Annotated in this window: 13 protein-coding genes; 3 read left to right on the forward strand and 10 right to left on the reverse strand. The window is 63.1% G+C overall.

The window, feature by feature from the left end:
• Positions 1-3 precede the first annotated feature (3 nt).
• The 5 genes from lptB to CLU94_RS11255 are packed head-to-tail and all read right to left on the reverse strand — an operon-like array spanning position 4 to position 3,587.
• Positions 4-759: an LPS export ABC transporter ATP-binding protein gene (lptB, locus tag CLU94_RS11235; protein ID WP_077398949.1), complete on the reverse strand. Its 756-nt coding sequence runs from the start codon at positions 757-759 to the stop codon at positions 4-6.
• Positions 759-1,340: a lipopolysaccharide transport periplasmic protein LptA gene (gene lptA, locus CLU94_RS11240; RefSeq protein ID WP_099665690.1), complete on the reverse strand. Its 582-nt coding sequence runs from the start codon at positions 1,338-1,340 to the stop codon at positions 759-761. The genes lptB and lptA overlap by 1 nt, the downstream gene beginning before the upstream one ends.
• A gap of 25 nt (positions 1,341-1,365) precedes the next feature.
• Entirely contained in the window at positions 1,366-1,977 is a 612-nt protein-coding gene (gene lptC, locus CLU94_RS11245) for an LPS export ABC transporter periplasmic protein LptC (RefSeq protein WP_253192771.1), read from the reverse strand.
• A gap of 42 nt (positions 1,978-2,019) precedes the next feature.
• Positions 2,020-2,553, reverse strand: coding sequence for a KdsC family phosphatase (locus tag CLU94_RS11250; protein WP_077398943.1), 534 nt, complete (start codon positions 2,551-2,553; stop codon positions 2,020-2,022).
• Positions 2,553-3,587 (reverse strand): KpsF/GutQ family sugar-phosphate isomerase, encoded by a 1,035-nt coding sequence (locus tag CLU94_RS11255; protein ID WP_369811625.1) that lies wholly within the window; start codon positions 3,585-3,587, stop codon positions 2,553-2,555. Before CLU94_RS11255 ends, CLU94_RS11250 begins: the two co-directional genes overlap by 1 nt.
• Before the next feature lie 84 nt (positions 3,588-3,671).
• On the opposite strand from CLU94_RS11255, the gene CLU94_RS11260 reads away from it, so the two are divergent.
• Complete coding sequence (locus CLU94_RS11260; RefSeq protein WP_099665692.1) at positions 3,672-5,651, forward strand: monovalent cation:proton antiporter family protein; 1,980 nt, start codon at positions 3,672-3,674, stop codon at positions 5,649-5,651.
• Here the strand turns inward: CLU94_RS11260 and CLU94_RS11265 are convergent, their stop codons facing one another.
• The 3 genes from CLU94_RS11265 to CLU94_RS11275 all read right to left on the reverse strand — a co-directional run bounded on the left by CLU94_RS11265 (position 5,652) and on the right by CLU94_RS11275 (position 8,921).
• Positions 5,652-6,812: a GGDEF domain-containing protein gene (locus CLU94_RS11265; RefSeq protein ID WP_099665693.1), complete on the reverse strand. Its 1,161-nt coding sequence runs from the start codon at positions 6,810-6,812 to the stop codon at positions 5,652-5,654.
• A gap of 34 nt (positions 6,813-6,846) precedes the next feature.
• Positions 6,847-7,698, reverse strand: coding sequence for an MOSC domain-containing protein (locus CLU94_RS11270; RefSeq protein WP_099665694.1), 852 nt, complete (start codon positions 7,696-7,698; stop codon positions 6,847-6,849).
• Between the two features lie 128 nt (positions 7,699-7,826).
• A complete protein-coding gene (locus CLU94_RS11275) occupies positions 7,827-8,921 on the reverse strand; it encodes a type II asparaginase (protein ID WP_099665695.1) in 1,095 nt (364 codons plus the stop codon).
• A gap of 133 nt (positions 8,922-9,054) precedes the next feature.
• Here CLU94_RS11275 and CLU94_RS11280 point away from each other — a divergent pair, with 133 nt between their 5' ends.
• Both CLU94_RS11280 and CLU94_RS11285 read left to right on the forward strand, forming a co-directional pair.
• A complete protein-coding gene (locus CLU94_RS11280; RefSeq protein ID WP_143451400.1) occupies positions 9,055-9,549 on the forward strand; it encodes a hypothetical protein in 495 nt (164 codons plus the stop codon).
• On the forward strand, positions 9,546-10,394 hold the full coding sequence (locus tag CLU94_RS11285) for a MipA/OmpV family protein (protein WP_099665697.1): 849 nt from the start codon (positions 9,546-9,548) through the stop codon (positions 10,392-10,394). Before CLU94_RS11280 ends, CLU94_RS11285 begins: the two co-directional genes overlap by 4 nt.
• 12 nt (positions 10,395-10,406) lie before the next feature.
• On the opposite strand, the gene CLU94_RS11290 is transcribed toward CLU94_RS11285, so the two are convergent.
• Together CLU94_RS11290 and CLU94_RS11295 are read right to left on the reverse strand one after the other, a co-directional pair.
• Positions 10,407-12,860, reverse strand: coding sequence for a TonB-dependent receptor (locus CLU94_RS11290; RefSeq protein ID WP_099665698.1), 2,454 nt, complete (start codon positions 12,858-12,860; stop codon positions 10,407-10,409).
• A gap of 106 nt (positions 12,861-12,966) precedes the next feature.
• Complete coding sequence (locus CLU94_RS11295) at positions 12,967-13,950, reverse strand: siderophore ABC transporter substrate-binding protein (protein ID WP_099665699.1); 984 nt, start codon at positions 13,948-13,950, stop codon at positions 12,967-12,969.

Below are 13,950 nucleotides of genomic sequence, written 5' to 3' on the forward strand. Positions count from 1 at the left end.
GGCTTACATGCGGAAGTGTTCGCCCAGATAGACCCGGCGTACCGACTCGTTCGCAATGATGTCGTCGGGGCGTCCCGACGCCAGCACCGAGCCCTGGTTGATGATGTAGGCGCGGTCGCAAATACCCAGCGTCTCGCGCACATTATGATCGGTAATCAGCACGCCGATATTGCGCTCCTTCAAGAAACGCACAATGCGCTGGATCTCGATCACGGCGATCGGATCGACGCCGGCGAACGGCTCGTCGAGCAGCACGAAACGGGGATCGGTGGCCAGCGCGCGGGCGATTTCCACGCGGCGGCGTTCGCCACCGGACAGGGACAGCGCCTGGTTCTCGCGCAGCTTTTCAATCTGCAAGTCGGCCAGCAATTTATCCAGCCGCTCCTCGATCTCGGCCTTCGTCAGCGGACGGCCTTCGACGGTCTGGATTTCCAGCACGGCGCGGATATTGTCTTCCACCGTCAGCTTGCGGAAGACGGACGCTTCCTGCGGCAGGTAGGACAGGCCCATCTGCGCGCGGCGGTGGATCGGCAGGCTGGAGATATCCACGCCGCTGATATCGATGCTGCCGCCATCGGACGGCACCAGGCCGACAATCATGTAGAACGAGGTAGTCTTGCCGGCGCCGTTCGGGCCCAGCAAGCCCACCACTTCGCCGCATTCGACTTGTAGCGAAACATCATGCACGACTTGCCGCTTGCCATAGGTTTTTTGCAGCCCGCGAACGATCAGGGTGCTGCCGCAACGTGTATTTTCCATTATTTCTTTCCTGGCGCGGGCGTGGCCGGCGCTTTCTCCGCTGCCGGCGCCTTGGTCTTCGGCTGGATCACCATGCGCACGCTGCCGCCATCGGCGGTGCTGGTGCCGCTGTTGGAATTTTCCATCGCAAATTCTTCCTTGCGGCTGTCATACGAGATGAAAGCGCCATTGGCCACATCGGTGACTTTCGCGCCTTCCAGGCGCGTCAGCTTGGCTCTGGAAAACAGCTTCACCACTTCCGTCTTGTTGTCGTATTCCACGCGCTCCGCCTCGCCTTCGACCCACAGGTCGCCCGCGCCATCGCGCTTCTGGCGGAAGGTCGCAAGCTTGCCGGGATCGGCCCAGAAGGTGATGAACTGGTAGCCTTGCGGGTCTTCCGTGATCAGAGCCCGGCCCGCCTTCATGGTCAGGGTCCCCTTGACCAGCACGACGTCGCCCGTCAGGGTGCGCACCTGCTTGACGTCATCGACGTGGCCGCTGCGTGCCGTGATGACGGCTTCCTTCTCGGAATCGGCCTTCTCGGCATGCGCCACGCCCATGATGGCCAGCGAAAATACGGTCAACAGCAAGATGTTCTTCATAGTATGGTTTCCTTGTTTCATTCTGTCATTTTGCCGCCGCGGCCGGGCGCGGTTTCGGCGGGAGTACCATGCGCAGCGCATTCTGCACTTCCACCACGCCGGTGGCGTTATTCGCCTTCATGCCGACGCCATTGATGCGCGAGGCGCCCGTCAGGATATCGACAGGCACGTCCGTTTCCATTCTTTCCTCGTCCGGGAACACCGTCAGCGCTTCCGTCTTGACCGTCAGGTTCTGCGCCTTCGGACTGGCCACGCGGTCGATCACGACCTTGCGGTGCAGTTGCAGCCGGGTATTGTCCTGGTCGATATGCGCCAATTCCGCATTCATGTTCATCGGCGGCATGCCTGGCGTGAGCTTGCGCACGAAGGGCTGGTCGATATCGGACGAATCGTCCAGCGGATAATGCGTGAGCTTGGTGCCCGACACGATATAGCTGGGCTTGCCCGTCAAGTCCATGCGCACCATGCTGAAATTGGTGATGAAATAGTCGGGTTCATCCAGATGCTTGCTGGCCGTGATGTCCTGGCCATTCTTGTTCATCACCTCGAGCAGCCAAAAGCTGCCCAGCGCGACGACAACCGCGCCCAGCACGGTAAAAATCATGCGCCAGCGATGGGCGCCTCCTGGCTTACGCATAGGGCTTCACTCTTTCAAAGGTCACTGGCGAGGCGGCGCGCCTCACTCCAGGAACGGCGCCATGACGCGCGCATAGTTGTCCTGGGCGCGCAGCAGGAATTCGCAGATCTCGCGCACCGCGCCGCGGCCGCCGCCGGCCTGCGTCACATGGTGGGCCAGGCCCTGCGCCTCCGGACGCCCGCCCGGCACGCTGACGGCAAAGCCCACGCGCTTCAGGATGGGCGCGTCGATGACGTCGTCGCCGATATAGCCACATTGCTCTTCCGTCAAGCCCGTCAGCGCCAGCAATTCGCGAAACGGCGTCAGCTTGTCGTGGCCGCCCTGGTGCACATGGGTAATGCCCAGGTCTTGCGCGCGGCGCGCCGTGATGGCCGAGCGGCGCGCGCTGATGATGGCCGTCTGCACGCCCGATTCCTGCAGCAGCTTGATGCCCAGGCCATCATACACATTAAACGTTTTCATCATCTCGCCGTCCGGGCCGAAATGCAGGCTGCCGTCGGTGAGCACGCCATCGACGTCAAAGATCATCAGTTTGACCTTGGCCGCCCGCGCCAGGTTGTCCGCCACGCTGTCCATCAGATCACCTTCGCTTGCGTCAGATCATGGATATGCAGCGCGCCCACCAGCTTGCCGTCGGCATCGACGACCAGCATCTGGTTGATGCGGAACTGCTCCATCACGGCCACGGCATCGACGGCCAGGCGTTCGGGCGCGATGCTGCGCGGCTGCGCATGCATGACGTCGCGGATCGCCACTTGCGTGAAATCCTGCACGCGCTCGAACATGCGGCGCAGATCGCCATCCGTAAACACGCCCACGGGACGGTTGTCCGCGTCGACGACGGCCGTCATGCCCATGCCTTTCTTGGTCATTTCCTCCAGCGCCTGCAGCAAGGAAGCGTCCACGGGCACCTTGGGTACGCGTTCGCCGCTGCGCATGACGTCATGCACGTGCGTGAGCAAACGGCGGCCCAGGGCGCCGCCCGGGTGCGAGCGGGCGAAATCTTCTTCCTTGAAGCCGCGCAAGTCGAGCAAGGCCACGGCGATCGCGTCGCCCAGGGCCAGGGTGACGGTGGTGCTGGCCGTCGGCGCCAGGTTCAGCGGACAGGCTTCTTTCTCAACAGAAATATCCAGGTGCACGTCGGCCAATTGCGCCAGGCTCGAATTGGGCTTGCCCGTCATGGAAATCAGCACGCCGCCCATGCGCTTGACGACGGGCATGATGGCCATCAGTTCCGATGATTCGCCGGAGTACGATATGGCAATAAAAGCATCGTCCGAGGTGACCATGCCCAGGTCGCCATGGGCCGCTTCGGCCGGATGCACGAACAGGGCCGGCGTGCCGGTGGAAGCGAGGGTGGCGGCAATCTTGCGCGCAATATGGCCGGACTTGCCGATGCCGGAGACGACGACTCGTCCTTTGCATTGCAGCAACATCGCCACGGCGCGACCGACGCTGTCGTCCGTGGCCAGGCGCGCGTGCAGCGCAACGATGGCGTCGGACTCGATCTGCAAGGTGGTGCGGGCCAGCGCGACAGCGCGCTCGGTCGTCGCTTGCATGTCAATTCGATCAAAAGCTTTCAGCATTGTTTTTTCATGGGTTACACTCATGCCCAAAGTATAAACGAATTAGGAAAGCAAAAAACTTGCCAGTCACAACAAACAACGATTTCCATTGACCGTACCGGGCAACCCATGTTTTCCTCGCTTGAACTGACCCTGATGTTACTCGGCAGCGCCGTGCTGGGCGTGGTCGCTTTCAGAATGTTGCATTTGCCGCCCATGCTGGGTTACCTGGCCGTCGGCATCGTCATCGGCCCCCACGCGCTGGGCCTGGCGGCGGAAAACGAGGCCAGCCACACCCTGGCCGAGTTCGGCGTCGTCTTCCTGATGTTTTCCATCGGGCTAGAATTTTCTCTACCCAAGTTCCTCGCCATGCGGCGCATCGTCTTCGGCCTCGGCATGGCGCAGGTGGTCACCACCATCATCGCCACCGTCGTCTTCGGCTGGTTTGTCGCCCGTTACCTGTCCGCCTACATCCACCTGAGCTGGCAAGCCGCGTTCGCCCTGGGCGGCGCGCTGGCCATGTCGTCGACGGCCATCGTCTCGAAAATGCTCACGGAGCGGCTGGAACTCGAAAGCGAACACGGCCGCAAGATCATCGGCATCCTGCTGTTCCAGGACCTGGCCGTCGTGCCCCTGCTGATCCTGATTCCCGCCCTCACCCGCGATTCGGACAACCTGGCCGAAACACTGGCCTGGGCCGGCGGCAAGGCCCTCGTGGTGCTCATTTTGCTGCTGTTCATCGGCCAGAAGATGGTACGCGGCTGGTTGACCATCGTCGCCAAGCGCCGCTCGCAAGAGTTGTTCATGCTCAACCTGCTGCTGATTACCCTGGGGGCGGCGTGGATCACGGAACGGGCAGGATTGTCGCTGGCCCTGGGGGCCTTTGTTGCCGGCATGCTCATTTCCGAGACGGAATTCAAGCACCAGGTGGAAGAGGATATCAAGCCTTTCCGCGACGTGCTGCTGGGCCTGTTCTTCATCACCGTCGGCATGCTGCTTAATATCCGCGTGGTGTTTGAGAACTGGTGGCTCGTGCTGCTCTTGCTGTGCGGCCCCGTGCTGCTGAAATTCGCCCTGATCGCGGGCCTGGCCCGGCTGTTCGGCTCCAGCAACGGCGTGGCCTTGCGCACGGGGCTGGGCCTGGCGCAAGCGGGCGAATTCGGCTTCGTGCTGCTGAACCTGGCCGGCGGCATCAAGCTGATGGACCCGTTCGTCGTGCAGGTGGTGCTGGCGTCGATGGTGCTGTCGATGCTGGTGGCGCCCTTCCTCATCGCCAAGTCCGACGCCATCGTCATGAAACTGGCGGCCAACGACTGGATGATGCAATCGCTGGCGCTCACCAAGATCGCCACGCGCACCATGGCATCGCAGAAACACGTGCTGATCGCCGGCTTCGGGCGCAGCGGGCAAAGCCTGGCCACCCTGCTGGCGGAAGAAAAGATCGAATACCACGCGCTGGACCTGGATCCGGAACGGGTACAGGAAGCACAGCTGGCCGGCGCCCACGTGTCGTATGGCGACGCGGGCCGGCGCGAAAGCCTGGTGGCGGCCGGTATCTACCGGGCCAGCGCCGTGGTGATCACGTACGCCAACACGCCTTCGGCACTGAAATTATTGCATTTACTCAACGAAATGGCGCCGACCCTGCCCGTCATCGTGCGCAGCCACGACGATACCGATCTCGACCAGTTGAAGAAGGCGGGCGCGGCCGAAGTGGTGCCGGAATTGATGGAAGGCAGCCTGATGCTCGCTTCGCACGCGCTGATCATGATGGGCGTGCCCCTGCGCCGCGTCGTGCACCGGGTGCAGGCCGCGCGCGAGGAGCGCTATGCCTCGCTGCGCGGCTATTTCCACGGTTCCAGCGATGCGGGCGACGATGCCGAGCTGGAACGCCTGCATACAGTCACCGTCAGCGATGGCGCGCACTGCGTGGACTTGCCCTTGAGTGCGATCGACGTGGCCGGCTGCGGCGCGTTTGTCACGGCCATCCGCCGCGGCCGCGGCCGCCTCGACGTCACCCCCGAGACGCAGCTGGCCAGCGGCGACGTGGTGGTGCTGCGCGGCACGGCCGACGCCGTGGCCAAGGCAGAAACATTGCTATTGAAATAATTAGTCCGACGGTGCCTGCCAGCTGATGACCTTGTTGCGGCCATCGGCCTTGGCCTGGTACAGGGCCTGGTCGGCGTGCGCCACCAGTTGCTGCGCCACCGTTTCGATCGGTAGCAGCGCCGCGTCCGCTTCCAGGCTGGCCACGCCGATCGAGACGCTAACCCACGCTTGCGCGCTGCCCGGCAAGTCGAACATGGTGCCGGCGATGCTGGCGCGGATGCGTTCGGCAACGAATGTCGCACTGTCGAGGTCAGCGTCGATCAGCAGCACGACGAATTCCTCGCCGCCGAAGCGGCCCAGCGCATCGGAGCGCCGCAATTCCGTGCGGATGCGCGTGGCCACTTCGCGCAGCACTTCATCGCCACCCTGGTGGCCATAGGTGTCATTGACCAGCTTGAAATGGTCGATATCGATATACATGCATGAAATGCAATAATTCTGGCGCCGCGCGCGGGCGATTTCTTCCAGCAGCCGGCGGTCGATATAACGGCGGTTGTAGACGCCCGTCAAGGAATCGGTCAAGCCGATGTATTTCAGCATTTCATTGCTGATCACGTTTTCCAAGCAAATGGCGATGATGGAAGCCATGTGCTTGATGAAATCCGTGCCCAGCACGGGCGTAAAGCGCGTCACGTCGCTGCTGGCCAGGTTCAGGCTGCCGATCAGGCGCTTGTTGCGCAGCAAGGGCACCAGCGCCACGCTGCGCAGGGGCGAGTCGATGCCCGGGAAACGCGGGCCATGCACGGCGGCATCGAAGGCGCCCAGCAGCGGCAGCGGCGGCAAGGCCGCTTCGCCCTCGGCCACGGGCGCCGACGGGGCAAAACCCAGCTCCGCCACGGCATGTACGAACAGCAACTGCGGGAAGGCGCTGAAATCGACGCCCAGCTTTTCCATCACCAGCACGATATCGTCATCCTCGTCGAGCAGGCTCAAAGTGACGCCGTCGAGGTCGGAAATCACGGGCAAGGTGCGGAAAATGGTGCCGATCAGTTCGGGAAACGTGGACGCGCCGACGATTTCCAGGTCGAACGCCTGGTGGCGGCACATGATGTCGTGGTTGCGCTCGACCTGTTCCAACAGGAAAGCCATGCGCGCCCGCAAGGCCTGGTTTTCGGCTTCGAGGCTGGCAATGCGCGGGTCCGGCGGTATTGCTTGATTCATAGAAACCTTAAACCCTTCTGTGCGGGCGCCATGCTTAAAATGCCAGTTCGAAACCGATGTCCTGCCCCACTACGATACGCTCATCGCCGCCTTCGGTGACGATGGCGTTCATGCCGAAGCAGATGGCGCCGTCAAGCTCGGGCTTGGCGCGGTAGCCATGCATGACGTCGAGCGGGTCCGGTCCGGGCACACCCGTGGCCTGGTCCACCGACGGAATCGGGCAGCGCGAGCACGGCTTGACGGGTTTTAACACGGTCGCGCCGAATTGCAGGAAGTCGGCGTAGTCTTCCTCGAAGGCGGCGATATCGCCGATGACGAGATTGGGACGAAAACGGTTCATCGGCAAGGCCTCGCGGCCGGCGGCGCGCAGCTTGTCATTGACGTCGGCTAGCGAGGCGCTGCCGGCGATCAGCACCGGGTAGCCATCGGCAAACATGGTCGAGGCGGCCACGCCATCCGTCCACTTGGTGCTGGTGGCGCGCACCACGTCCGGGTGAAAGCGCACCAGGCGGCACGGCACGCCGACGGCGTTGGAAAACCAGGTGGCCGTGACGTCGTCGCAATCGTAGGCGCGCACGGTATCGTCCCACACTTGCACGTCCAGCATGGGCGCCAGTTGCGGATGCGGCAAGCCCAGCTCGATTTCCAGCCGCAACATGCCCGGCGCGCGCAATTCCAGGGTGGTGGCCTTGATGGAAGGCACGATCAGCGCCATGCGCGGATGTTCGCGCTGCGTCAGGAAGCGGCCGTGCTCGTCCACCACCATCCATTCGCGGTCGAACACGTGCTCGCTCATCAGCCCTGAGCGCGTCAGGACCGCCTCGCGCAAATGGATGCCGGCGCACGATTTGATCGGATACAGGATGATGTCGGACAGGATAGCCATGGACAGGGGAGAAGGAACAGTGTTGCTGCTTCAGCCAGGAAGTTATTCAAAAACGAAGTATGGCAGCAAAGCGGGCAAGCGTAAATCCGCCAAGCCCAGCCGCAGTGGCCGGGTCGGCGTGACGGCGATCAATACGTGTAGAAAATACGCTGGATTTCTTGCGTACTATTGGTTTTGGTCAAGGCCAGCATCAGCAGGATGCGGGCTTTTTGCGGGTTCAGGGTGTCGGATACGACACTGTCGAGTTCATCGTCGTTGGCTTCGCCATTGCGCGCCACGATGCCCTGGCCGACGCGGCTCGAACGCACGATCAGCACGCCCTTCTGGCGCGCTTCCACCAGGGCCGGCTTCATTTGCGCGGCCACGCTGCCATCGCCCACGCCCGCGTGGATGATGCCCTTGGCGCCGGCGGCGATGAAGGCGTCCATGCCGACGCGGTTCATGTTGGCGTAGCCGTAGACGATGTCCACTTGCGGCAAGGCATCGAGCTTGCTGATGTCAAATTCCGACTCCAGCGTGTGCTTGCGCGTCGACTGGCGGTAGAAAAAGGCCTTGCTGCCCTGGATGTAGCCCAGCATGCCCAGTTCCGGCGACTTGAAGGTGTCCGTGGTCGATGTATTGGTTTTGGTCACTTCGCGCGCGGCGTTGATCTGGTCGTTCAAGGCCACCAAGACGCCCTTGCCTACGGCTTCCTTGCTGCCCGCCAGCATCACGGCGTTGTACAGGTTGATGGGGCCGTCAGCCGAGATGGCCGTCGATGGACGCATGGCGCCCACCACCACCACCGGTTTATGGCTCTTCACGGTCAGGTTCAGGAAGTACGCCGTTTCCTCGATGGTGTCGGTGCCGTGCGTGACGACCACGCCATCGACATCGCTCGAGGCCAGCAGCACGTTGATGCGCTTGGCCAGGGCCAGCCAGTGGCTATTGCCCATGCTTTCGCTGGCGATCTGGAACACTTGCTCGCCTTTCACGTTCGCCACTTTTTTCAATTCCGGCACGGCCGCGATCAGGCGCTCGACACCCACGGTAGCCGAGGTGTAGCCGACGGTGGTGGTGCTGTCGGCGCCGCTGCCGGCGATGGTGCCGCCCGTGGCCAGGATCACCACATTCGGCAATTTGACGGCCGCCTGCTGCGCGCGCGCGGGGGAAGCGGCGATAAAGCCCATCAGCATGGTAGCCAGCATCAGCTGTGCACAAGAATGGAATTTGCGTGAAAACATGGTGCTCCCGTGAGGTGTACTGTCAAAAATAACAAAGTCGTGTGCAAATTATATGTCATCCATGCCGGGGCAAATCCCGAATTCATGCGTATCGCGCAAACGTGCGCGCCTTCCCTTGCGCTACAGTGGCGCCATGTCCACACTGCCGCCCATCCGGTCTTGCCTCCTCCTGCCGCTCGTCTTGATGGCGCTCAATGCCTGCGCCACGCAAATCGAACTGCGCACGGCGGCGCAACAGGAACAATGGGGGCGAGAAGCGGCCAGCCAGGGCGACTGGACACAAGCCATGCGCAACTACGCGGACGCCGTCGGGAACGTCGAACTGGGCCACGGCGATCTCGCTTGGCAAGCACGGCTGCACCACCAGGCGGGACGCGCCGCCAGCGGGGCCTGCCGCTACGATGCGGCCGAATTTCATTTCCGCCAGGCCATCGCGCTGGCGAAACGCAGCAAACAATCGAGCGCCCTCGGCTACAAGGCCCTGATCGACCTGTATGAACGCCAGGGCAAGGCGACGGAAGCCTTGGCCGTGCGCAATGAACTGGGGTTTCATCAATCGTGGGCACTGGGCGCCTTTGCCGACCTGGAATCGCTGCCGGCAGGCAAACCTTGCGGAGTTGCTCGATGAGTATCGCACGCCCCTTGCTGGCCGCCTCCAGCCTCCTCGCCGCCATGGCGCCGGCGCGCGCCGTCGAAGCACCGCTGCCCTTATCGCTGCCCTTATGGGAAGTGGGCGTGTTTGGCGGCACGGCCGTCACGCCCTCCTATCCGGGTGCCAGCGAACGCTCGACGCGCAGCCTGGCCCTGCCCTATCTGATTTATCGTGGGAAAGTCTTGCGTGCCGATCGCTCCGGCGTGGGCGCGCGCCTGTTCAATACGGAGCGATTCGATTTCGATATCGGTTTTGCCCTGTCCTTGCCGGCCAGGTCCAGCGACGTGCCGGCCCGGCGCGGCATGCCGGACCTGGGTACCCTGGTGGAATTTGGCCCGCGCCTGAAAATCAGGCTGGCCGAGCCGACGCAGCACAGCCGCCTGGGGCTGGAGCTGCCCTTGCGCGCCGTCATCGAAGCGCGCGGCGGCCTGCGCCGCCAGGGCGCCACCTTCGAGCCGCGCCTCGTGTATGGGCTGCAAGGCGGGCAACAGGCCTGGCATGTGGACGCCAGCCTGGGCGCCGTGCTGGGCAATGCCGCCATCAACGATTACTTGTATGGTGTCAGTCCCGCGTTTGCCACCGGCCAGCGCCCCGCGTATGCGGCAAAAAGCGGGCTGATGCTCACGCGGCTGGGCCTGGGCGGTTCCTACCGGCTGCAGCAGGACTGGCGCGCCTTTGCCTTTGTACGCTACGATACTTACACAGGCGCCGCCAACCGCACCAGTCCCCTGCTGCGCCAGAACAGCGGCACCTCGGCCGGCATCGGCCTGATGTGGACGTGGCAACGTTCAAGCAGCCTGGCGCGGGGCCCGGACGACTAGCGGCTAGACGGCTTAAAACTCCGTCGTGGCCGACAGCATGACCGTGCGCGGCGCGCCCAGGCCCAGGCTGGTCCATTGCGGCAGCGCCCAGTACGCCCTGTTGCCGACGTTCGTCACGCTGGCGCGCACCGTCAGGGGCCGGCCCGCCGCCTTCGTCGCATAGCGGGCGCCCAGGTCAAACACGGTGCGGCCCGGCACGGACATCGAATTGTCGGCATTGATGTATTGCTTCGATGCCGCCGTCGCGTTCGCCGTCAGGGTCACGCCAGGGATGGCGGGCGTATCCCACTCAACGCCCAGCTTGGCTTGCAGCTTGGGCACGCCCGTTGCCTGCTTGCCCTGGTTGGCGCCGCCCACCGTCTTGCTCAAGACCGGATCGACATACGCCACGCCGCCCATCAGGCGCACGTCGCGCAGGGGCGAGCCGAAGAAGCCCCAGTCGATGCCGCGGTTGCGTTGTTCTCCGCCAAAGGAAAAGATATTGCTGACCGGGTCGACATAGCTGCTGGGCCGCTTGATTTCATACACGCTGACCGTATGCGCGAACTCGCCCAGGTCGACCTTGACGCCAAACTCCGCCTGCTTTGATTTGTACGGAGCAAAGACCTCGCCCGAGTTGGCGGCCGTCAACGGCGCCGTGGCGCCCTGGCTCAAGCCTTCGATGTAGTTGCCGTACAAGGAGATGGTCTTGCTGGCCTTGACCAGCAGGGCGACGGCGGGCGTGGTGGCGCTTTCGTCATAGCGCGAGGTGCGCGCGCCCGTCTTGATGTTGAAGTTATCGCTGAGCACTTCCTGACGGCGCAAGCCCACCGTCAGCTGCACGGTGTCTTGCGCAAAGGAAAGTGTATCGACCAGGCCAAAGCTGGCCAGGCGCAGTTCCGCCTTGGAAATTTGCGGCGCGTCGAAGCGCGTCGCCGGGCCCCAGACGGGATTGTAGATGTTCGTGATCCAGTCTTTCGCCAGGGTATTGCGGCGGCCGTACTGCTTGTCCGTGTGGTGATAATACGTGGCGTTGACGGCCCATTGATGGCCGATGTCGCCCGTGCGCAACTTGCCCCGAAAACCCGCTTCCGCCGACTGTTTTTCCACGTCGAAGCCCAGGTCGGCGACGTTGGTGCGGTAATCGCCGGCCGTGTTGAATACCTGGATCAGATACGCGCCCGTCGACTGGTAGTCGGCCCGGCTGGCCCCCACGGCCGCATACGCCATCACTTGCGCGTTCAAGTCCAGTTCGCCGCGCAGCATGGCGCCCTTGTCCTTGGTATCGTAAAACGCCCAGCTGGGATTGAGCAAGGTTTCCGCTTTCGGCGGACGCGGCACGGGCAAGCCGGGGGCCAGGTTGACGCCCCGGTTCAAGCCATCGGCGCGGTCCTCGCTGTGATACAGGTCGGCGGACAGGCGCGCGCCATTGCCACGCCAGTCCAGCCCGACCGAGACGAGCCGGGTCTTCTTTTTCTGGTGGTCGATGGCGCCGTCGCCATCGCGGTAGACACCGTTGACCCGGATGCCGAATTGTTGATTCTCGCCAAAACGTTGGCCCAGATCAATATGCCCGCCCCATTGCGAATCCGACATGTACGACGCCGTCACGCGCGCCAGCGGCGCATCGCCCGCGCGCTTGGGCACGAGGTTGATGCTGCCGCCCACGGAACCGCCCGGTGGCATGCCGTTGAGCAAGGCCGATGGCCCTTTCAGCACCTCGATGCGCTCGAACATTTCAGGCGACGTGCGGTAGTACGGCGAAATGCCGTACAGTCCGCCAAACGCAACGTCGCCGATATTCGAGCTGAAGCCCCGTATCGAATAATTCTCGCCGATGATGCCCGTCATGCCGCTGCTGAAGACGGTAGGGTCGGCGGCGGAAATCACGTCGGTGATGTCGCGCGCCTGCCGGTCTTCGATGAATTTATCCGTATAGCTGATGGTGTTGAACGGCGTTTCCATGAAATCCTTGTCGCCAAGAAATCCCACGCGGCCGCCGGATGCCACTTGTCCGCCTGCGTAGGCATCCGTCACGCTGTTGCCTTTGCCCCACACCGTCACGGCCGGCATGGTGGCGGCGGCTTCGGCGGCGGCGTTGTGCGCCGGTTCGCGGCGCACCGTGTAGCTGCCATTGCCCTCGCGCACGGCTTGCAAGCCATGGCCGCGCAGCAATTCGTAAAAGCCTTCAGGCACGCTGTAGCTGCCGGACAGGCCGGCGCTGTTCTTGCCTTGCAGTAAGCTAGCCTCGACCGTCAATTCGACGCCCGCCTCGGCCGCGAAAGTGTTGAGCGCCAGGCCCAGCGTACCGGCCGGCACGCTGAACGCTTGCCGGGCCTGGCCCGCCCCCGCTTGCGCGTACGCTGGCGAGGCCGCCACGCCCAGCGCCCCCACGGTCAAGCCCGTGATGAGCGCCAGTTGCACGGCGGTGGCGATACGGCTCAGGTTCAAGGCGGGAAGATGGCGCGTTGCCATGCGTTGGGTCATAAAGTAAATCCTTTCAGAGGGGATGATTGCTTGTTCTCACCCTATCTCCCGAACGAAAAGGCAAAACCCTCAATGCAAATACGACTCATTACGAAAATAATTTATCTCACTGATAACCCTTGAGCACGTCGTCGATCACCCGTTTCAGCGACGTCACGCTGGCCGCCGTGATGTACCAGGCATCCGCATCGACGAAGACCACGCGGCCGTTCTTCCAGGCATTGGTCTGGCGCAACAGCGGATTGGCCATCTGTTCGGCCGTCATGACGGGACGGTGTTCCATCACGGCCGTGCGGTCCACCACATAGATGATGTCGGGATTGGCTTGCTGGATGAACTCACTGGAAATGGGTTGGCCATGCAAGCCCGCCTCGATGGCCGAGCTGGCAGGTTTCACGCCCAGCGCATCGAACACAAAACCGTAGCGTGACCGCACGCCGAAGGAGCTGAAGGCGCCGTTGTTATGCAGCACGATGAGCGCCTTCTCGGGACGCTCCTGCGTCACCTTGCGCGCATCCGCCACCTTGGCGTCGAGCTCCGCGGCTTTCCGGCTGGCAATGTCTTCCTTGCCGAAGATGCGTCCCAGTGTCAGCAAGTGTTGCTTGACCACTTCGATGTGCTTGCTCTCGCTGTTCTGGTAATCCACGTCGAAATGCAAGGTGGGCGCGATCTGGCTCAGTTCCTTGTAATGGTTGGCCTGGATCGACGTCATCAGTATCAAATCGGGCTGGAGCGCGTGGATATGCTCGAGATTCGGCTGCACGATGGCGCCCAGGTCGCGGATGCCCTGGTCATCCTTGTAGCGGGTGAGGAAATGCGGCACGTAATCCTTCACCATGCCGGCCACGGGCACGCCCAGCTGGTCGAGGAAATCGACTTCGTTCATGTCGAGCACGGCCACCCTCTGTGGGCGCTGCTTGAGCACCGTCGTGCCCAGCTTGTGCTCGATGGTGATGGGCGCAAACGCCTGCGGTGACGCGGAGGCGGCAGGCGCTGACGGCGTCGTGGCTGCCTTGTCGGTGCAGCCTTGCAGGGCGGCCATGGCGGCGAGCAGCACGGCCAGCGCGCGGCGGGATTTGTTCCAGATCAT

The organism is Janthinobacterium sp. 13 (genome assembly GCF_002749695.1).
GTDB lineage: Bacteria > Pseudomonadota > Gammaproteobacteria > Burkholderiales > Burkholderiaceae_D > Janthinobacterium > Janthinobacterium kumbetense.